The sequence below is a fragment of the Streptomyces sp. NPDC085937 genome (assembly GCF_044540535.1).
In the GTDB taxonomy this organism is placed as follows: Bacteria; Actinomycetota; Actinomycetes; order Streptomycetales; family Streptomycetaceae; genus Streptomyces.
In genome coordinates, this window is record NZ_JBITSH010000012.1 from 73,409 (window position 1) to 93,054 (window position 19,646).

15 protein-coding genes are annotated in these 19,646 nt (G+C 70.6%); 1 reads left to right on the forward strand and 14 read right to left on the reverse strand.

The features are described from left to right. Positions 1-133 precede the first annotated feature (133 nt). On the forward strand, positions 134-3,277 hold the full coding sequence (gene ileS, locus ACIF8S_RS24305; RefSeq protein WP_400001680.1) for an isoleucine--tRNA ligase: 3,144 nt from the start codon (positions 134-136) through the stop codon (positions 3,275-3,277). Positions 3,278-3,491: 214 nt separating this feature from the next. Here the strand turns inward: ileS and ACIF8S_RS24310 are convergent, their stop codons facing one another. The 14 genes from ACIF8S_RS24310 to ACIF8S_RS24375 form a co-directional block, all read right to left on the reverse strand. Continuing rightward, entirely contained in the window at positions 3,492-4,646 is a 1,155-nt protein-coding gene (locus ACIF8S_RS24310) for a DivIVA domain-containing protein (RefSeq protein ID WP_400001682.1), read from the reverse strand. Between the two features lie 52 nt (positions 4,647-4,698). Continuing rightward, on the reverse strand, positions 4,699-4,989 hold the full coding sequence (locus ACIF8S_RS24315; RefSeq protein WP_004932337.1) for a YggT family protein: 291 nt from the start codon (positions 4,987-4,989) through the stop codon (positions 4,699-4,701). Between the two features lie 48 nt (positions 4,990-5,037). Continuing rightward, positions 5,038-5,679: a cell division protein SepF gene (locus ACIF8S_RS24320; RefSeq protein ID WP_349793587.1), complete on the reverse strand. Its 642-nt coding sequence runs from the start codon at positions 5,677-5,679 to the stop codon at positions 5,038-5,040. A 128-nt stretch (positions 5,680-5,807) separates the two neighbouring features. Beyond that, a complete protein-coding gene (locus ACIF8S_RS24325; protein WP_400001684.1) occupies positions 5,808-6,527 on the reverse strand; it encodes a YggS family pyridoxal phosphate-dependent enzyme in 720 nt (239 codons plus the stop codon). Between the two features lie 6 nt (positions 6,528-6,533). Beyond that, positions 6,534-7,262 carry a peptidoglycan editing factor PgeF gene (pgeF, locus tag ACIF8S_RS24330; protein ID WP_400001686.1) on the reverse strand — a complete coding sequence of 243 codons (729 nt, stop codon included), beginning with the start codon at positions 7,260-7,262 and terminating at the stop codon, positions 6,534-6,536. Further along, entirely contained in the window at positions 7,259-8,455 is a 1,197-nt protein-coding gene (gene ftsZ / locus ACIF8S_RS24335) for a cell division protein FtsZ (RefSeq protein WP_349793582.1), read from the reverse strand. The genes pgeF and ftsZ overlap by 4 nt, the downstream gene beginning before the upstream one ends. 288 nt (positions 8,456-8,743) lie before the next feature. Beyond that, positions 8,744-9,538, reverse strand: coding sequence for a cell division protein FtsQ/DivIB (locus ACIF8S_RS24340; protein WP_400001688.1), 795 nt, complete (start codon positions 9,536-9,538; stop codon positions 8,744-8,746). 25 nt (positions 9,539-9,563) lie between these two features. After that, positions 9,564-10,658 carry an undecaprenyldiphospho-muramoylpentapeptide beta-N-acetylglucosaminyltransferase gene (murG, locus tag ACIF8S_RS24345; RefSeq protein ID WP_400001689.1) on the reverse strand — a complete coding sequence of 365 codons (1,095 nt, stop codon included), beginning with the start codon at positions 10,656-10,658 and terminating at the stop codon, positions 9,564-9,566. Positions 10,659-10,664: 6 nt separating this feature from the next. Next, positions 10,665-12,017: a putative lipid II flippase FtsW gene (ftsW, locus tag ACIF8S_RS24350; RefSeq protein ID WP_400001691.1), complete on the reverse strand. Its 1,353-nt coding sequence runs from the start codon at positions 12,015-12,017 to the stop codon at positions 10,665-10,667. Positions 12,018-12,103: 86 nt separating this feature from the next. Further along, positions 12,104-13,522: a UDP-N-acetylmuramoyl-L-alanine--D-glutamate ligase gene (gene murD, locus ACIF8S_RS24355; RefSeq protein WP_400001692.1), complete on the reverse strand. Its 1,419-nt coding sequence runs from the start codon at positions 13,520-13,522 to the stop codon at positions 12,104-12,106. Continuing rightward, positions 13,504-14,577: a phospho-N-acetylmuramoyl-pentapeptide-transferase gene (gene mraY / locus ACIF8S_RS24360; protein ID WP_024882559.1), complete on the reverse strand. Its 1,074-nt coding sequence runs from the start codon at positions 14,575-14,577 to the stop codon at positions 13,504-13,506. Before mraY ends, murD begins: the two co-directional genes overlap by 19 nt. Then, the gene (gene murF / locus ACIF8S_RS24365; RefSeq protein WP_400001694.1) at positions 14,574-15,989 is read right to left on the reverse strand and encodes a UDP-N-acetylmuramoyl-tripeptide--D-alanyl-D-alanine ligase; all 1,416 of its coding nucleotides are present in this window, start codon (positions 15,987-15,989) and stop codon (positions 14,574-14,576) included. The genes mraY and murF overlap by 4 nt, the downstream gene beginning before the upstream one ends. A gap of 4 nt (positions 15,990-15,993) precedes the next feature. Next, positions 15,994-17,514: a UDP-N-acetylmuramoyl-L-alanyl-D-glutamate--2,6-diaminopimelate ligase gene (locus ACIF8S_RS24370; protein WP_400001696.1), complete on the reverse strand. Its 1,521-nt coding sequence runs from the start codon at positions 17,512-17,514 to the stop codon at positions 15,994-15,996. Between the two features lie 172 nt (positions 17,515-17,686). Beyond that, positions 17,687-19,645: a penicillin-binding protein 2 gene (locus tag ACIF8S_RS24375; RefSeq protein WP_349793570.1), complete on the reverse strand. Its 1,959-nt coding sequence runs from the start codon at positions 19,643-19,645 to the stop codon at positions 17,687-17,689. Position 19,646 lies beyond the last annotated feature (1 nt).

Below are 19,646 nucleotides of genomic sequence, written 5' to 3' on the forward strand. Positions count from 1 at the left end.
GAGGGGGCTCACCGGAGCGTTCGGCCGGGAGCCAAGGAGGGTGGTACCGCGGGAGCGCGCCGACGGCGGCGTGGAGACACAGCTCTCGTCCCTCCGGACGGAAGGCAGCAAGTCCGCCGGAGGAAGCCCGCTGATGACAACGCCGACGTATCGCCAGGTACCCGCGCAGGTCGACCTGCCCGCCCTCGAGCACACGGTGCTCAAGTTCTGGGACGAGCAGAAGATCTTCGCCAAGAGCCTGGAGCAGTCCGAGGGACGCCCCGAGTGGGTGTTCTACGAGGGTCCGCCCACCGCCAACGGCATGCCCGGCGCCCACCACATCGAGGCGCGCGTCTTCAAGGACGTCTTCCCCCGCTTCCGGACCATGCGCGGTTACCACGTGGCCCGCAAGGCCGGCTGGGACTGCCACGGCCTCCCGGTGGAGCTCGCCGTCGAGAAGGAGCTCGGCTTCTCCGGCAAGCAGGACATCGAGGCGTACGGCATCGCCGAGTTCAACGCCAAGTGCCGTGAGTCGGTGACCCGGCACACCGACGCCTTCTCCGAGCTGACGACCCGCATGGGGTACTGGGTCGACCTCGACGAGGCCTACCGCACCATGGACCCGGAGTACGTCCAGTCCGTCTGGTGGTCGCTGAAGGAGATCTTCAACAAGGGCCTGCTGGTCCAGGACCACCGCGTCGCCCCCTGGTGCCCCCGCTGCGGCACCGGCCTGTCCGACCACGAGCTGGCACAGGGCTACGAGACGGTCGTCGACCCGTCGGTCTACGTCCGCTTCCCGCTGACCTCCGGCCCGCTGGCCGGCGAGGCGGCCCTGCTGGTGTGGACGACGACCCCGTGGACCCTGGTGTCCAACACCGCGGTCGCCGCGCACCCCGACGTCACCTACGTCGTCGCGACCGACGGCGAGGAGAAGCTGGTCGTCGCCGAGCCGCTGGTCGGGAAGGCGCTCGGTGAGGGCTGGGAGACCACCGGAGAGACGTTCACCGGCGCCGAGATGGAGCGCTGGACGTACCGGCGCCCCTTCGAGCTGGTCGAGTTCTCCGAGCCCGCCCACTACGTGGTGAACGCCGAGTACGTCACCACCGAGGACGGCACGGGTCTGGTCCACCAGTCCCCCGCCTTCGGTGAGGACGACCTCAAGGTCTGCCGCTCCTACGGGCTGCCGGTGGTCAACCCGGTGCGCCCCGACGGCACCTTCGAGGAGGACCTGCCGCTCGTCGGCGGGGTGTTCTTCAAGAAGGCCGACGAGCAGCTCACCGAGGACCTCCAGCAGCGCGGCCTGCTGTTCAGGCACGTCCCGTACGAGCACAGCTACCCGCACTGCTGGCGCTGCCACACCGCGCTGCTCTACTACGCGCAGCCGTCGTGGTACGTCCGCACCACGGCCATCAAGGACCGTCTGCTCCAGGAGAACGAGAACACCAACTGGTTCCCGGACACGGTCAAGCACGGCCGCTACGGCGACTGGCTGAACAACAACATCGACTGGGCGCTGTCCCGCAACCGCTACTGGGGCACCCCGCTGCCCATCTGGCGCTGCGAGAACGACCACCTCACCTGCGTCGGCTCGCTGACCGAGCTGAGCGAGCTGACCGGCACCGACCAGTCGGGGCTCGACCCGCACCGCCCGTTCATCGACGAGGTCACCTTCACCTGCCCGCAGGACGGCTGCGGCACCACGGCCACCCGCGTGCCCGAGGTCATCGACGCCTGGTACGACTCGGGCTCCATGCCGTTCGCGCAGTGGGGCTACCCGTACAAGAACAAGGAACTCTTCGAGTCCCGGTACCCCGCGCAGTTCATCTCCGAGGCCATCGACCAGACCCGCGGCTGGTTCTACACGCTGATGGCGATCGGCACCCTGGTCTTCGACAAGTCCTCCTACGAGAACGTCGTCTGCCTCGGCCACATCCTCGCCGAGGACGGCCGCAAGATGTCCAAGCACCTGGGCAACATCCTGCAGCCGATCCCGCTGATGGACCAGCACGGCGCCGACGCGGTCCGCTGGTTCATGGCGGCCGGCGGTTCGCCGTGGGCGGCCCGCCGTGTGGGCCACGGCACCATCCAGGAGGTCGTCCGCAAGACCCTCCTGACGTACTGGAACACGGTCGCCTTCCAGGCCCTGTACGCCCGTACGTCGGACTGGGCGCCGAGTGAGGCCGACCCGGCGCCGGCCGAGCGTCCGGTGCTGGACCGCTGGCTGCTGTCCGAACTGCACGCCCTCACCGACCAGGTGACCCAGGCGCTGGAGAACTACGACACCCAGCGGGCCGGCAAGCTGCTGTCGGCGTTCATCGACGACCTGTCCAACTGGTACGTCCGCCGCTCCCGCCGCCGCTTCTGGCAGGGCGACAAGGCCGCGCTGCGCACCCTGCACGAGGTCGTGGAGACGGTGACCAAGCTCATGGCCCCGCTCACCCCGTTCATCACCGAGCGGGTCTGGCAGGACCTGGTCGTCCCGGTCACCCCGGGCGCCCCCGAGTCGGTGCACCTGTCCTCCTGGCCCGAGGCGGACCTGTCCGCCGTCGACCCGGAGCTGTCCCGGCAGATGGCGCTGGTACGCCGCCTGGTGGAGCTGGGCCGGGCGACCCGCGCCGAGTCGGGCGTCAAGACCCGTCAGCCGCTGCGCCGCGCGCTGATCGCCGCGGCCGGCTTCGACTCCCTCGACCCGGCGCTGCACACGCAGATCACCGAGGAGCTGAACGTCGAGTCCCTGGCGCTGCTGTCCGAGGTGGGCGGCTCGCTGGTGGACACCACGGCCAAGGCCAACTTCCGCGCGCTCGGCAAGCGGTTCGGCAAGCGGGTCCAGGATGTCGCCAAGGCCGTCGCGAACGCGGACGCCGCCGCTCTGTCCGCGGCCCTGCGCGAGGGCACGGCCTCGGTGGAGGTCGACGGTGAGACGATCACCCTCTCCCCCGACGAGGTGATCATCACGGAAACCCCGCGCGAGGGCTGGTCGGTGGCGTCCGACTCCGGTGCCACGGTCGCCCTGGACCTGGAGATCACCGAGGAACTGCGCCGCGCGGGCCTGGCCCGCGACGCGATCCGCCTGATCCAGGAGGCCCGCAAGAACAGCGGCCTGGACGTGGCCGACCGGATCGCCCTGCGCTGGACGTCACAGGAACCCGCCACGGTCGCCGCGCTGACCGGTCACGCGGACCTCATCGCCGACGAGGTGCTCGCCACGGACTTCGCCCAGGGTGAGACGGACGACACCTACGGAGCCCCCTTCACCGACGAGGGCCTGGCGCTGACCTTCCGTCTGCGCAAGGCGTAGGACCCGGCCGGCGAACCGAAGGCCCGGCCCCCGGAAGAATCTCCGGGGCCGGGCCTTCGGCGTTGCGTACGTCGGACAAGCCGGTCGTGGCCGAACAAACGACGCAAACACCGTGAACACGCGTAGCACAAGGGCGGGGCCCCGGGTTGATGAACCCGGGGCCCCGCCCTGAACGCTGCCGACTGCTACGCCGTACCTATGGCCACAGGGGCCGTCAGTTGTCGTCCTCGTCGATCAGGAAGCCACGCATCGGCGAGGGAGCCTGACCCATCGGCGACGGGCCCTGCGGACGGACCGGCGCCATGGGCTGGGTCATCGCCGGCTGCATCTGCTGCTGGCCGCCGTACGACGGGCCCGACGGTCCGCCGGGACCGCCGCCCATGCCCTGGTTGCCGCCGTAGGACGGGGCACCGGCACCGGCCGGAGCCATCGAGGGCGCCGGGGACGGCGGGAGGGACGGAGCGGCGCTCGCGGGCTGACGCGGCGGGGCGAGCGAGTCGTCCGCCTGCGTCTCCAGCTGGCGCAGCTGGGACTCCAGGTAGGACTTCAGCCGCGTGCGGTACTCGCGCTCGAAGCCGCGCAGGTCCTCGACCTTGCGCTCCAGCGTGGCGCGGGCGGACTCCAGGGAGCCCATCGCGACGCGGTGCTTCTCCTGCGCGTCCCGCTCCAGGGCGTCGGCCTTGGCACGGGCGTCACGCTCGAGGCCCTCGGCACGCGAACGCGCCTCGCCCACGATCTTGTTGGCCTCGGAACGGGCCTCCGCGATCGCCTGGTCGGCGGTCTGCTGGGCCAGCGACAGGACGCGCGCGGCGCTGTCGCCACCGGGGCCGCCCTGCTGACCGGGAAGTCCGGGAGGACCACCCATGGGACCGCCCATCGGGCCGCCATGGCCCATCTGCCCCTGCATCGGGCCGCCCTGGCCCATCGGCCCGGGACCCTGACCCATGGGGCCGGGACCCTGCGGGCCGCCCTGTCCGCCGGGGCCGGCGGGCAGCTGGGGAGCACCGCTCGGCAGCTGGGGCGGGCCACCCATGGGGCCACCCATCTGCTGCTGCGGGGGGCCCGATATGCCGGCGGGCACGGGAGCGCCGGGACCTCGCATGCCCTGCTGGGGCATGCCCGGAGGCGGACCCTGCTGTTGCTGCTGGTCCTGCGGCTCCGGGGGCTTGCGCATGTTCTGCTGGTTCTGGGCAGCGGCGCGCGTGGCCGCGGCCAGCTTGGCGCGCAGGTCCTCGTTCTCGCGGAGCAGGCGCGTCAGTTCGGCTTCGACCTCGTCGAGGAAGGCATCGACCTCGTCCTCGTCATAGCCTTCTCGGAGGCGGACGGTCGTGAACTGCTTGTTCCGCACGTCCTCGGGGGTCAACGGCATCTCTTCACCTCAACGTAGTCATCGGCAGTCGGCAAGACCGTATCGTCCACAGTCACCTCGCGAGATTGCCCACGATCGAGATCAGGATGTAGACGATGATCATCAGTACGAAGAAGGACAGGTCGAGCGCCACGCCCCCGAGACGCAGCGGCGGGATGAACCGCCGCAGAAGCTTCAGCGGTGGATCGGTGACAGTGTAGGTGGCCTCCAGGACGACCACCATCGCCTTGCCGGGTTGCCACGAGCGGGCGAACTGGAACACATAATCCATGACCAAACGGAAGATCAGCACGATGAGGAACACCATCAGCGCGATGTAGATCACCTGCGCGAACACGCTCATGGCCTGCTTTTCCCTCTCCCCTGTACCGCTCTTGTCCGGTCCTGCGTCTCAGCTCTGGTTGAAGAACCCGCCCTCTGCGATGCGGGCCTTGTCCTCCGCCGTGACATCGACGTTAGCAGGCGACAACAGGAACACCTTCTGCGTCACCCGCTCGATACTGCCGTGAAGACCAAACACCAAACCTGCCGCAAAGTCGACAAGTCGCTTCGCGTCCGTGTCATCCATCTCCGTCAGATTCATGATCACCGGGGTGCCCTCACGGAAGTGTTCCCCGATGGTACGGGCCTCGTTGTAGGTCCGGGGGTGAAGTGTGGTGATCCGGTAAGGCTCTCGTTCCGACACGACCTTGGGCATGATCACCGGTGCGTTCTTCTCCAGGCTGGCGCGTTCTTGTGTGATGGATGCCACGGGCGCGATCCGCGCCGGGCGTGGCGATTCCGCGGGCAGCGAAGCGGCACGGGACACCGGTTCGCGTGGCGCGGGAGGGTGGACGACTCGTACCTCTTCGTCCCTTTGGGGCTGATGTGCGCCGTGGGACTGATGGGACGGCTCGTGCCGCCGGTGGTCCCGCTCCGGCTCCGGGTCGAGTTCCGGTTCGAAATCGTCGTCTGGGTCGAATCCGCGGCCGTCGTACCCATCGTCCTCCACGAGGCCGAGGTAGACCGCCATCTTGCGCATCGCGCCGGCCATGCTCCGAGTCCTCCGCTCTGTGGTGGATCCGCTGACGACCGCCAAGTGCCCGCGATCCACTGGGTCCTTGTTCCGCCGTTGGGCGGAAATGACCATATTTTCTGCTGTGGTCCGACTTCTTGGCGACGTTACCCGAGCCTGGGGCGGACTCCGAGTACCGCACTGCCGACGCGCACATGTGTCGCTCCGGCGGCCACGGCCTGTTCGAGGTCCGCACTCATCCCTGCCGAGACCATGTTCGCAGTCGGATGGGTCCGGCGCAGGTCGGTCGACAAATCCATCAACCGCTCGAACGCCGCCTGTTGGCGTCCGGCGTACTCCCCGGTGAGCGGCGCGACGGTCATCAGTCCGTCGAGCCGCAGCCCTTCGGCACCGGCCACCAGGTCGGCCAACTCCGCGACGCCGCCCGGCGCCACGCCTCCGCGTTCGCCCCGGCCGCCGACACCGGCGTCGAAGGCCACCTGGATCAGGCAGCCGACCTCGCGCCCGGCCCGGACGGCCTCTTTGGAGAGGGCCGACACCAGCTTGGCGCGGTCGACGGACTGCACCACATCGGCATAACCGACCACCGAACGCACCTTGTTGGTCTGAAGTTGACCGACGAAATGCCAGGAAAGGGGCAGATCCCCGCAAGCCGCCGCCTTCGGGGCGGCGTCCTGGTCGCGGTTCTCGGCGACGTGCCGGACTCCGAGTCCGGAGAGGATGCGTACGTCGCTCGCGGGCCAGGTCTTGGTGACCACGATCAGGGTCACCTCGTCGCGTCCGCGACCGGCGGCCTCGCACGCGGCGGTGATCCGCTCCTCCACCTTCGCCAGGTTCGTGGCGAGTTCGCCCTTACGGTCCGTCATGCCCCATCAGTCCAGCCACACATAGCCCGCGAGCCGCCCCGTGGTGCGGTCGCGGCGGTACGAGAAGTGATCGTCCGACTCCCGGGTGCACACGGGCGACCGCTCCCGGTCGGACACGCCGAGCCGGTCGAGTTGCGCGTGCACACCCGCGACGACGTCGACCGCCGGGGTGCCCCAGCCGGTCTCGGCGTACGCCGCCGGCTCGACCTCGGCCACGTCGGCGCGCATGTCCTCCGGCACCTCGTAGCACCGGCCGCACACGGCGGGCCCGGTGCGGGCGACGATCCGGGCCGGGTCGGCGCCCCGTTCCGTCATGGCCCGTACGGCGGCGGGGACGACCCCGGCGACCAGTCCGGGCCGGCCCGCGTGGGCCGCGGCCACGACACCCGCGACGGGGTCGGCGAGCAGCACCGGCACGCAGTCGGCGGTGAGCACCGCCAGGGCGAGTCCGCGCCGGGCGGTGACGATCGCGTCCACCTCGGGCACCGGACGGTCGCCCCACGGCTCGTCGACGACGACCGCGTCGGCCCCGTGCACCTGGTTCATCCAGACCACGCGGGCCGGGTCGACGCCGAGTTCCTTGGCGGCCAGGTCCCGGTTGGCGCGTACGGCCGCGGGGTCGTCCCCCACCGCGCCGCCGAGATTGAGCTCCTCGTACGGAGCGGCGCTCACCCCGCCCCACCGGTCGGTGAAGCCGAAGTGCGCGCCGCTCACGTGTTCGCGCTGTCCTATCACTTCAGGAAGTCCGGGACATCCAGTTCCTCGGCCGCGCTGTCGTAGCTCCGGGACGGCGGGACCGGCGGCTGGACGGCCGGGATGTCGGCCACCGGCTCGGGCGACGGCACCGGCTCGGGGTCCTCCTTCGGCGTGACGCTGCCGAGCGAACCGAAGGAGGGCCGGCTCTCCTGCCGGCCCGCCGGGGCGGGCTCCTCACGCTTGACCGAGGAGGAGCCGAGGACGTTGTCCCGCTTGGCGGGCGGCTGCCCGCCGTCGAAGCCGGCGGCGATGACGGTGACCCGCACCTCGTCGCCGAGGGCGTCGTCGATGACCGCGCCGAAGATGATGTTGGCCTCGGGGTGGGCGGCCTCGCTGACCAGCTGGGCGGCCTCGTTGATCTCGAACAGGCCGAGGTCGGAGCCGCCGGAGATGGAGAGCAGCACACCGCGGGCGCCGTCGATGGACGCCTCGAGCAGCGGGGAGGAGATGGCCATCTCGGCGGCTGCCACCGCGCGGTCGTCGCCGCGGGCCGAACCGATGCCCATGAGGGCCGAACCGGCCTCCGACATGACCGACTTGACGTCGGCGAAGTCGAGGTTGATGAGACCGGGGGTGGTGATGAGGTCGGTGATGCCCTGGACACCGGAGAGCAGGACCTGGTCGGCCGACTTGAAGGCGTCGAGGACCGATACCTGGCGGTCCGAGATGGACAGCAGCCGGTCGTTGGGGATCACGATGAGGGTGTCGACCTCTTCGCGGAGCTCCGCGATGCCGTCCTCGGCCTGGTTCGCGCGGCGCCGTCCCTCGAAGGTGAACGGGCGCGTGACCACGCCGATGGTGAGGGCACCGAGCGAGCGGGCGATGTTGGCCACGACGGGCGCGCCGCCGGTGCCGGTGCCGCCGCCTTCACCGGCCGTCACGAAGACCATGTCGGCCCCCTTGAGGACCTCCTCGATCTCCTCGCGGTGGTCCTCGGCGGCCTTGCGGCCGACGGCCGGGTTCGCTCCGGCGCCGAGTCCGCGGGTGAGTTCACGGCCGACGTCGAGCTTGACGTCGGCGTCGCTCATCAACAGCGCCTGCGCGTCCGTGTTGATGGCGATGAACTCGACGCCCTTGAGACCGACCTCGATCATCCGGTTGATGGCATTGACACCACCGCCGCCGACACCGATGACTTTGATGACTGCGAGGTAGTTCTGCGGTGCTGCCACGTCGAAGGCCTCTCGCCTCGAGTTACGTGTCGCCGAAGCGCCGGAGCACTTGCTGCCCCGCGCTGCGACGACTGATGCCGAATGGGACGGCCCGTATCGCCGACCCGAACCCTAACGTTGAAGTTTAGGGTTACCAGTGTGTCTGTTCCCTGGAGTCTTCTGAACAGGACACTAAGTCGACACGTGGCGCACGTTCAACGAACACGCCGAACCTCCCGTTTTTCTTTTCACCCTATGTGATCAGCCGTGTCGCTGCCCAACCAGGGTGCTGGCCTGCGCTGATGTGCGTCAACTCCCCGATGACGCGGGGGCGCTGGGAACGCTGACGTCGAAGTGCCGCGCACCGGGCTCCGCTTTCATCAGCGCGGTGAGTGCGCGGCCCTTACGCTTACCCTTCTCGCTGCTTCCCCAGTCGACCGTACGGCCGTCGGTCAGTTCCAGCGAGATGTCGTCGTAGGAACGGACCTTGACGCTCCGGGTGTCGGGGATCAGGGATTCGGGGACGGCGCCGGCCACGCGTACCGCCTCGCGCACCAGTCGGTCCTCACCGAAGCGCCGGTGGCTGGCCGCCGCGGAACCGGTCCGGGAGATGTCCAGTTCCAGGGCGGGCACCCCCTTGGGCGCCTTGTCGACCGTGGCGAACCGCACGCCGTCGTCGTCCACTTCGACGAACTTCCCGCCCTGGTGGACGAGGAGGACGGGGGTGCGCTCCGTGACGTTCAGCTTGATCTCGTCCGGCCAGGACCGGATCACGTCGATGGTGTCGATCCGGGGCAGTTTCTCCGCGGCCCGCTTCTCGATCGCCCCGGTGTCCACCGAGACGAGCTGTTCGCCGAGGGGAACGTCGGCCGCCTCACGCACCTGATCGGCCGTCAGGACGTCGGTCCCCGACACCGCGACGCGCTCCACGCGGACCAGGTCCGATCCGTAGAGCAGCCAGAAGGTGCCGCTGCCGAGGAACACCAGCACGACCGCCGATGCGATGATCAGACGAAGACGCCGTCGGCGTACGGCTCGTACGGGCGGCGGGCCGGACGACTCCCGCTTGCGTTCACCGCGCTCGGCGGTCGTCGATCCGGCCACGCTCCCTGCCTTCCGTCACATGCCTCTAGCTGCGGGCACGGGCGGCGATCGCCTCGTACACCATGCCGACGAGCAGGTCGTCGGCGTCCCGGCGGCCGAACTCGGCGGCGGCGCGGGACATCTCGTACAGCCGGTGCGGGTCGGCGAGCACGGGCAGCACGTTCTGCTGGATCCACTCCGGCGTCAGTTCCGCGTCGTCGACCAGCAGTCCGCCGCCGGCCTTGACCACCGGCTGGGCGTTGAGCCGCTGTTCGCCGTTGCCGATGGGCAGCGGGACGTAGGCGGCCGGGAGTCCGACGGCGGAGAGTTCGGCGACGGTCATCGCGCCCGCGCGGCAGAGCATCATGTCCGCCGCCGCGTACGCGAGGTCCATCCGGTCCAGGTAACTTACCGGGATGTAGGGGGGCATGCCCGGCATCTGCTGCACCTGCGGCAGTTCGTTCTTCGGGCCGACCGCGTGCAGGATCTGGATGCCGGCCTGCTGCAGCCACGGAGCGACCTGCTGCACCACCTCGTTGAGCCGGCGGGCGCCCTGCGAACCGCCGGAGACCAGCAGGGTCGGCAGGTTGGGGTCGAGACCGAACGCGGCGCGCGCCTCGGGGCGCACGGCGGCACGGTCCAGGGTGGCGACGGAGCGGCGCAGCGGGATGCCGATGTAACGGGAGTTGCGGAGCTTGCTGTCCGGGGTGGAGACGGCGACCTGCGCCGCGTACCGGGAGCCGATCTTGTTGGCCAGGCCGGGGCGGGCGTTGGCCTCGTGCACCACGATCGGCACCCCGAGACGCTTGGCCGCGAGGTAGCCGGGCAGGGCGACGTAGCCGCCGAAGCCGACCACGGCGTCGGCCCGGGTGCGCTCCAGGATCTGCTCGGTGGCCTTGATGGTGCCGCGCAGCCGGCCCGGGACGGTGATCAGCTCGGGGGTGGGCTTGCGTGGCAACGGTACGGCGGGGATCAGCGCCAGTTCGTACCCGCGCTCGGGTACGAGACGGGTCTCCAGGCCGCGCTCCGTGCCCAGGGCCGTGATGCCCACGGTCGGATCCTGCCTGCGCAGGGCGTCCGCGAGGGCGAGCGCGGGCTCGATGTGGCCCGCGGTTCCTCCGCCGGCGAGTACGACATGCACCGAAATTCACCGCTCTCCGGACGTACGCGCCCCCGGGGCACGCCGTCGCATCGTGTTCCATCTCCGGGGCCGCCGAGGACCCCCGATCCGCTTTTTACCAAAGCGGGGTTGCCGCATCGCAAGCGCCATCCGCGCAGCGGGGTCCTCACGCGCGAAGGCGATCAGCAACCCGATGGCGAACATGGTCGGCAGCAGGGCGGACCCGCCGTAGGAGAACAGCGGGAGCGGGACACCGGCGATCGGCAGCAGACCGAGCACCGCACCGATGTTGATCACGGCCTGCGCCGTGATCCAGGTGGTCACGCCTCCCGCGGCATACCTGACGAAGGGGTCCTCCGTGCGTCCGGCCACGCGGATACCCGCATAGCCTAGAGCCGCGAACAGGGCGAGCACCGACAGCGTCCCCGCCAGGCCCAGTTCCTCACCGGTGACGGCGAAGATGAAGTCCGTGTGCGCTTCGGGCAGTTCGCCCCATTTTTCCAGACTCGCCCCGAGCCCGGAGCCGAAGATCCCGCCGGAGGCGAGGGCGTAGATGCCGTGCACGGCCTGCCAGCAGTCGACCGGTCCCGTCTGGGGCTCGGTGGCGCCCAGGCAGGCGAGCCGGGCCATGCGGTTGGGACTGGTGCGGATCAGGATCGCGCCGAGCAGCGCGGCGATCGACAGCACCCCGACGAACAGCCGGGTGGGCGCTCCGGCCAGCCACAGCAGGCCGAAGAGGATCGCGGTGAGGATGATCGCGGTGCCCATGTCGCCGCCGAGCATGATGAGCCCCAGCAGCATGAAGGCGGCCGGCACCAGCGGCACCAGCATGTGCTTCCACTGGGTCAGCAGCCGCTTGTCCTGTTTGCGCGCGAGCAGGTCGGCGCCCCACAGCACCAGCGCCAGCTTGCCGAACTCGCTGGGCTGGAGCTGGAAGCTGCCGCCGAGGGAGAGCCAGTTCTGGTTGCCGTTGACCGCGACCCCTATCCCCGGCACCTGCACCAGGGCCATCAGGAAGACGGCCCCCGCGAGGATGGGATAGGCGAGCGCCCGGTGCAGCTTCACCGGCATCCGTGAGGCCACCAGCAGCAGTACGCCGCCGATGACCGCGGCCAGCAGCTGCTTGCGGAAGAAGTACGAACCGGGCAGCGACATCTGCAGCGCCGTGATCTGGGAGGCCGAGTAGACCATCACCAGACCCAGCACGGTGATCAGCAGACTGCCGCCGAGGATCACGTAGTAGGCGGTCAGCGGCCGGTCCCAGGCCCTGCGCGCCCGGGTGACCGCGGTGCGCACCGGGTTCTCGCGCGGCGGGCGGGGCGCGGCGGGGCGCCGGGCGGCCCGCTGGACGGGCGGCCGGCCGGTACGACTACTGGACATCACGACCTCCGCGGTACGCCGGCCAACAGGTCCTGGACGGTCCCACGCGTCCCTCCCAAGGTCGCCCGGCGCCGGGGCGGCCGGGGTCAGGCGCCGAGCTCGCGCACCGCCTGGGCGAACGCGTCACCGCGCTTGTTGTAGTTGGCGAACATGTCCATCGAGGCGCAGGCCGGTGCCAGCAGCACCGTGTCACCGGGGCGTGCGAGCCGCCGCGCCTCCTGGACCGCCTCGAGCATCGCCCCAGTGTCGGTCCGGTCGAGGTCGACGACGGGTACCTCGGGGGCGTGTCGCGCCAGGGCTTCGCGGATCAGCTCGCGGTCCCGGCCGATCAGTACGGCGCCGCGCAGCCGCTTCGCCGCGTCCGCGACGAGTTCGTCGAAGGTGGCGCCCTTGGCGAGTCCGCCCGCGATCCACACCACGGAGTCGTACGCGGCCAACGAGGCCTGCGCGGCATGGGTGTTGGTGGCCTTGGAGTCGTCCACGTAGGCCACGCCGTCCAGGTCGGCGACGTGCGCGATGCGGTGGGCGTCCGGGGTGAAGGCCCGCAGTCCGTCCCGTACGGCGTTCGCGGGCACCCCGTAGGCGCGCGCGAGGGCCGCAGCGGCAAGGGCGTTGGCGATGTTGTGCGGGGCGGCCGGCTTCACGTCGGCGACCTCGGCGAGCTCCTGGGCGTTCTTGTGCCGGTTCTCCACGAAGGCGCGGTCGACCAGGATGCCCTCGACGACGCCGAGTTGGGAGGGGCCGGGGGTTCCGAGGGTGAAGCCGACCGCGCGACAGCCCTCCTCGACGGCGGCCTCGCGGACCAGGTCCTCGGTGGCCTTGTCGGCCGTGTTGTAGACGCAGGCGATCCGGTTGCCCTCGTAGATGCGGCCCTTGTCCTTGGCGTACGCCTCCATGGAGCCGTGCCAGTCGAGGTGGTCGGGCGCCAGGTTGAGGACGGCGGCGGAGTGGGCGCGCAGGGAGGGCGCCCAGTGGAGCTGGTAGCTGGACAGCTCCACGGCGAGCACGTCGTACTCCTCGTCGCCGAGCACCGCGTCGAGGAGGGAGACGCCGATGTTGCCCACGGCGGCGGTGCGCAGGCCCGCCGCCTCCAGGATGGCGGCGAGCATCTGCACCGTGGTGGTCTTGCCGTTGGTGCCGGTGACCGCGAGCCAGTCGGCCGCGCCGGGCTTCCTGAGCCGCCAGGCGAGTTCGACGTCGCCCCACACCGGCACGCCGGCCGCGTCCGCCGCCGCGAACAGCGGCTTGTCCGGCTTCCAGCCGGGGGCGGTGACGATCAGCTCGGTGCCGTCGGGCAGGGTGTCGCCGTCGCCGAGGCGGACGGTGACACCGAGCGCCTCCAGTTCCGCCGCCTGCTCGCGTGCGCGGGCGTCGTCGCCGTCGTTGACGACGGTGACCTTCGCGCCGAGTCCGTGCAGCGCCCTGGCCGCCGGGACACCCGAGACGCCGAGTCCGGCGACGGTGACGTGCTTGCCCTGCCAGTCGGTCACTTGTCCGCTGCCCATCCCGCGTAGAAGAGGCCCAGTCCGACGATCACGCAGATGCCCTGGATGATCCAGAAGCGGACCACCACGAGGACTTCGGACCAGCCTTTGAGTTCGAAGTGGTGCTGGAGTGGCGCCATCCGGAAGACGCGTTTCCCGGTGAGCCGGAACGAACCGACCTGGATGACCACCGACATCGTGATGAGGACGAACAGGCCGCCGAGGATGGCGAGCAGCAGCTCGGTGCGGGAGCAGATCGCCAGGCCCGCGAGCACACCGCCGAGCGCCAGCGAACCGGTGTCGCCCATGAAGATCTTGGCCGGGGAGGTGTTCCACCACAGGAAGCCCAGGCAGGCGCCCATCAGGGCGGAGGAGACCACCGCGAGGTCCAGCGGGTCGCGCACCTCGTAGCAGGCGCCCGGGTTGGTCAGGGTGTCGCCGTTGGCGCAGGACTCCTGGAACTGCCAGACGCCGATGAAGGTGTAGGCGCCGAAGACCAGGACGGAGGCGCCGGTGGCGAGGCCGTCCAGACCGTCGGTGAGGTTCACGCCGTTGGACATGGCGAGGATCATGAACAGCGCCCAGACCACGAACAGCACCGGGCCGATGGTCCAGCCGAAGTCGGTGATGAACGACAGCTTGGTGGAGGCCGGGGTCTGCCCGCGGGAGTCCGCGAACTGCAGCGAGAGCACCGCGAAGGCGATGCCGACGATCAGCTGGCCGGCCATCTTCGCCTTGGCCCGCAGGCCCAGCGAACGCCGCTTGACGATCTTGATGTAGTCGTCGAGGAAGCCGACCATGCCCATGCCCACCATGAGGCCGAGCACCAGCAGCCCGGAGAACGTGGGGGGTTTGCCGGTGATCACCTTGGACAGGAAGTAGGCGGCGACCGTCGCCAGGATGAAGGCGATACCGCCCATGGTCGGCGTACCGCGCTTGCTGGCGTGCTCGCGCGGGCCGTCGTCACGGATGTACTGCCCGTATCCCTTGCGGGCGAGCAGCTTGATCAGCAGCGGGGTGCCGACCAGGGTCAGGAAGAGGCCAATGACTCCTGCGAACAGGATCTGATTCATCATCGGGCGGAGACCTCACCCTCGGCACCGGTCTCGAGCAGCGCCTGCGCCACGCTCTCGAGCCCGACCGAACGGGACGCCTTCACGAGTACGACATCCCCCGGGCGCAATTCGCTGCGCAACAGATCGACCGCCGCCTGTGCGTCGGACACGTGCACCGACTCCTCACCCCACGAACCCTCGTTATATGCGCCCAGTTGCAGCCAGGCGGCTTCCCTGCCCCCGACCGCGACGAGCTTGCTGACGTTGAGCCGGACGGCGAGCCGTCCGACCGCGTCGTGCTCGGCGAGCGCCTCGTCCCCGAGCTCGGCCATCTTGCCGAGCACCGCCCACGTACGACGCCCGTTGCCCATCGCCGCCAGCGCGCGCAGCGCGGCCTTCATGGACTCGGGGTTCGCGTTGTAGGCGTCGTTGACGACCGTCACGCCGTCCGGTCGCTCGGTGACCTCCATGCGCCAGCGGGAGAGGGAGCCCGCCTCGGAGAGCGCACGGGCGATCTCGTCTGCGGACATGCCCAACTCGTGGGCGACGGCGGCCGCGGCGAGCGCGTTCGACACGTGATGCTCACCGTACAGGCGCATGGTCACATCGCATGCACCGGAGGGTGTGTGAAGCCTGAAGGAGGGCTGTCCGCTGTCCGTGAGTCGCACGTTCTCGGCGGAGACGTCCGCTTCGCCGGACTCTCCGAAAAGGATCACCTTCGCCTTCGTACGGGAGGCCATCGCCCGGACGTAGGGGTCGTCCGCGTTGAGGACCGCGACACCGCCCTCCTCGGCCGGGGGCAGGGCCTCCACGAGTTCGCCCTTGGCCTGGGCGATCTGCTCGCGCCCGCCGAACTCGCCGATGTGGGCGGAGCCGACGTTCAGCACGAGGCCGATCCTCGGCGGTGTCAGACCTGTGAGGTAGCGGATGTGGCCGATGCCGCGCGCCCCCATCTCCAGCACGAGGAACTTCGTCTCCTCGGTGGCGGTGAGCGCGGTCAGCGGCAGCCCGATCTCGTTGTTGAGGGAGCCGGGGGTGAAGACGGTCGGCGCCTTGCTCCGCAGCACCTGGGCGATGAGGTCCTTGGTGCTGGTCTTGCCGGCCGAGCCGGTGAGGGCGACGAGGGTGGCGCCGAGCCGTCGGACGACGTGCCGGGCGAGGGCGCCCAGGGCGGCCTGGACGTCCTCCACGACGATCGCGGGGACGCCGACCGGCCGGGAGGCGAGCACGGCGACCGCGCCCGCCTCGACGACCTGGGCCGCGTAGTCGTGGCCGTCCACGCGCTCGCCGACGAAGGCGACGAAGAGGCTGCCCGGGCCCGCTTCCCGCGAGTCCCGGACCACCTCACCGGTGACCCGGACGGCAGGGTCCGGTATGTCGTGCGTCTGCCCGCCGACGACTTCTGCGATCTCGGCGAGGGAGAGGGCGATCACAAGTTCATCCCTGGGTCTTCTTGATGGCTTCGCGAAGCACCTGGCGGTCGTCGAAGGGACGCACCACCCCGGCGATGTCCTGTCCCAGCTCGTGGCCCTTGCCGGCGACCAGCACGGTGTCGCCGGGCTCGGCCCGGGCGACGGCTGCGGCGATCGCGGCGGCCCGGTCCTCGAAGACCTGGACCTCGCCGCGCTGGTGGGCGGGCACCGAGGCCGCGCCCAGCAGCATGGCGGCGAGGATCGCCAGCGGGTCCTCGGAGCGGGGGTTGTCGGAGGTCAGTACGGCGGTGTCGGCGAGCCGCGCGGCGGCGGCGCCCATCGGTTCCCGCTTGGTGACGTCACGGTCGCCGCCGCAGCCGAGCACGATGTGCACCCGCCCCTCGGTCACCTTGCGCAGGGCGCGCAGCACCGACTCCACGGCGTCCGTCTTGTGGGCGTAGTCCACGACCGCGAGGTAGGGCTGGCCCTCGTCGACGCGCTCCAGACGGCCGGGCACGCCCGGCACGGCGGCCACGCCGTCGGCGGCGGCCTGCGGGTCGAGTCCGGCGGCGGCCAGCGCGACGATCGCGGCCAGGGAGTTGGCCACGTTGAAGGGGCCCGGCAGCGGCGAACGGGCGGTGATCCGCTCGCCCTTGGGGCCGACCACGGTGAACGTGGAGTCCAGCGGGCCGACCTGGACGTCCTCGGCACGCCAGTCGGCGTCCGGGTGCCCCTCGGCGGAGTAGGTGACGACCGGGACGCCGGCCTCCTTGACCAGGCGGCGGCCGTACTCGTCGTCGGCGTTGACCACGCCGAGCCGGCTGCGGGCCGGGGTGAACAGCTGTGCCTTGGCCTGGAAGTAGTCCTCCATCCCGGAGTGGAACTCCATGTGCTCCGGGCTGAGGTTGGTGAAGACGGCGATGTCGAAGACGCAGCCGTCGACCCGGCCGAGGACCAGGGCGTGGCTGGAGACCTCCATGGCGACCGCGTCGGTGCCGCGCTCGCGCATCACCGCGAACAGCGCCTGGAGGTCGGTGGCCTCGGGCGTGGTGCGCTCGGACTTGATGCGCTCGTCGCCGATGCGCATCTCGACCGTGCCGATCAGCCCCGTGCTGCGGACGGTCCGCAGACCGCCCTCGACGAGGTAGGCGGTGGTGGTCTTGCCGGAGGTGCCCGTGATGCCGATCTGGAGCAGGTCGCGGCCGGGGTCGCCGTAGATCGTGGCGGCCAGTTCGCCCATCCGGGCCCGCGGGTCGTCCACGACCAGCGCGGGCAGCCCGGTCGCGGCGACGCGTTCGGCGCCGGCCGGGTCGGTCAGCACGGCGGCAGCGCCGAGACCCGCGGCCTGGGTGACGAAGTCGGCGCCGTGGACGCGGGCGCCCGGCAGCGCGGCGTACAGGTCGCCGGGGCGGACGGCGCGCGAGTCGTGGGTGATGCCCGTGACCTCGGCGGTCTGCTCCGGAGCGGGAACACCCAGCTGACCGGCGAGTTCCACGAGGGTCGTGGCGGAGACCCGGTCCGGACGGGGCGGTCCCGGATATGTCACGGGTTGGCCCTTCTGGGTGGTTTGGGACTGATCAGCGTGTGGCACGGCGGTGAGCGTACCGGGCGTACCGGCCGGTGGGCCAAGTGAGGGGCGGGGGGTGCGCTGGTTCCCGGGGTCGGGGGTGATCGTTGTCACGAGGTGGTTCCTGGTGGCTCGGTGCTCGGTACGGGGGTCAGGGCTGGTAGGTGACCGGAAGGGCGGCGGGGGCGGCGCCGGTGGGGGGCACCTGGAGGGTCTTCAGGGAGAACTCCATGACCTGCTTGAAGACGGGGCCGCAGATCTGGCCGCCGAAGTAGCTGCCCTGGGTGGCGTTCTGGATGACGCAGTAGACGGTGACCCGGGGCTTGTCGGCGGGCGCGAACCCGGCGAAGGACGAGGTGTAGCCGTGGTACTTGCCGGTGGCCGGATCCACGCGGTTCGCCGTACCCGTCTTGCCCGCGACCCGGTAGCCCGGGATGCGCGCCTTGGTTCCGGTTCCCTCCTCGTCGTCGACGACCGACTCCAGCATCCGCGCGAGGGTCTTCGCCGTCTTCTCGCTGACGACGCGGGTCTCCTTGGGCTTCGGTGCGGGGGTGAAGCGTCCGTCGGCTCCCTTCGACCCGCGCACGAGGGTGGGTTCGACGCGGACGCCGCCGTTGGCGATGGTCGAGTAGACGGACGCGGCCTGCATCGCGTTGATGGAGACGCCCTGGCCGAAAGGGATCGTGTACTGCTGCGAGGTGGACCAGTCGTCCGGCGGGGCCAGGATGCCCTTGGTCTCGCCGGGGAAGCCCAGCCCGGTGTGGCTGCCCAGCCCGAACCTGCGCAGGTAGTCGTACAGCACCTTGTTGGCCTGCCCCTGGGTCTTGCCTAGCTGCCCGGTGGCGAGGATGGTGCCGATGTTGCTGGACTTGGCGAGGACGCCGTTGAGGGTCAGGTACCAGGTCGGGTGGTCGATGTCGTCCTTGAACAGCCGGTCGCCGCGGTGCAGCCGGTTGGGCACCACGACATGGGTCCCGGGAGTGGCGGCTTCCTCCTCGAGGACGGCCGCCATGGACAGCACCTTGGCCGTGGAGCCCGGTTCGAAGGCGTCCTGGAGGGCCGCGTTGCCGAGCGTCTTCGGGTCGGCCTCGGACAGGTCGTTGGGGTCGAAGCCGGGGGCGTTGGCCATCGCGAGAACCTCACCGGTGCGGGTGTCCTGCACGATGACGTAACCGCGGTCGGCCGCGGACTCCTCCACCTGCTTGCTGATGGCGTTCTGCGCGGCCCACTGGATGTCGCGGTCGATGGTGAGCTCGATGTCGCTGCCGGGCACCGCCGGGGTCTCCGTGGAGCCCGCGGTGGGGACCAGACGGCCGCCGGACTGGGCATAGCGGATCTTGCCGTCCTCGCCGGCCAGCCGCTTCTCCAGTTGCAGCTCCACGCCGCCGCTGCCCTTGCCCTCGGCGTTGACCCAGCCCAGTATCCCGGCGGCGAGCTCGTTGTTCGGGTACACCCGCTTGCTGGTCGGCACGGAGAAGACGCCGGCCAGCGCGTTGACGGTGGACGGGTCGGTCTCGGCCTTCTTCGCCAGGGCCGCCCTGAGGTCCTTGATCTGCTTCCAGACCTGCGGGGTCTGCCGGCCGGCCAGTTTCACGTAGCGCAGGGACGGGTTGTCCGGGCGCAGCTTGCGGACGAGTTCCTCCTGGTCGGCGCCGAGGATCGGGGCGAGCAGGGCGGCGGCCTGTTCGGGGCCGTCGGTGACCTTCAGCTCGTCCGGCGCGAACATCGTGGGGTCGGCGGTGATGTCGTAGGCGTCCTCGCTGGTGGCGAGGGCCACGCCGTTGCGGTCGGTGATCTCACCGCGTTCGGCGGCCAGCACCTGGCCCACGTAGCGGTTGCGCTCGGCCTTGCCGGCGTAGGTGCTCGCGTCGACGGCCTGGACCTGGAACAGGCGGACGACGAAGGCGAGCATGACGAGGGTGAGGCCCACGCCGACCAGGCGCAGCCGGGGGCGCGGGCTGCCCAGCCGGATGACCTTCGGGGCGCCGGGGCGCGGCCCGCCGGGCCGGCGGGCCGGACGGGCGCCGGGGCCGGTGCGGCCGCGGGCGGCCGGACGGACGGGCCGGGCGGGTCCGGGCACCCGGCGGCGGGGCGGTTCCCTGTCGGACACT

What these genes read in the sequence shown, in the direction of transcription:
- ileS (WP_400001680.1), top strand. Translation starts at nt 134, where the DNA reads ATGACAACGCCGACGTATCGCCAGGTACCCGCGCAGGTCGACCTGCCC.
- ACIF8S_RS24310 (WP_400001682.1), bottom strand. Translation starts at nt 4,646, where the DNA reads ATGCCGTTGACCCCCGAGGACGTGCGGAACAAGCAGTTCACGACCGTC.
- ACIF8S_RS24315 (WP_004932337.1), bottom strand. Translation starts at nt 4,989, where the DNA reads ATGAGCGTGTTCGCGCAGGTGATCTACATCGCGCTGATGGTGTTCCTC.
- ACIF8S_RS24320 (WP_349793587.1), bottom strand. Translation starts at nt 5,679, where the DNA reads ATGGCCGGCGCGATGCGCAAGATGGCGGTCTACCTCGGCCTCGTGGAG.
- ACIF8S_RS24325 (WP_400001684.1), bottom strand. Translation starts at nt 6,527, where the DNA reads ATGACGGACCGTAAGGGCGAACTCGCCACGAACCTGGCGAAGGTGGAG.
- ftsW (WP_400001691.1), bottom strand. Translation starts at nt 12,017, where the DNA reads ATGTCCAGTAGTCGTACCGGCCGGCCGCCCGTCCAGCGGGCCGCCCGG.
- murD (WP_400001692.1), bottom strand. Translation starts at nt 13,522, where the DNA reads ATGGGCAGCGGACAAGTGACCGACTGGCAGGGCAAGCACGTCACCGTC.
- mraY (WP_024882559.1), bottom strand. Translation starts at nt 14,577, where the DNA reads ATGATGAATCAGATCCTGTTCGCAGGAGTCATTGGCCTCTTCCTGACC.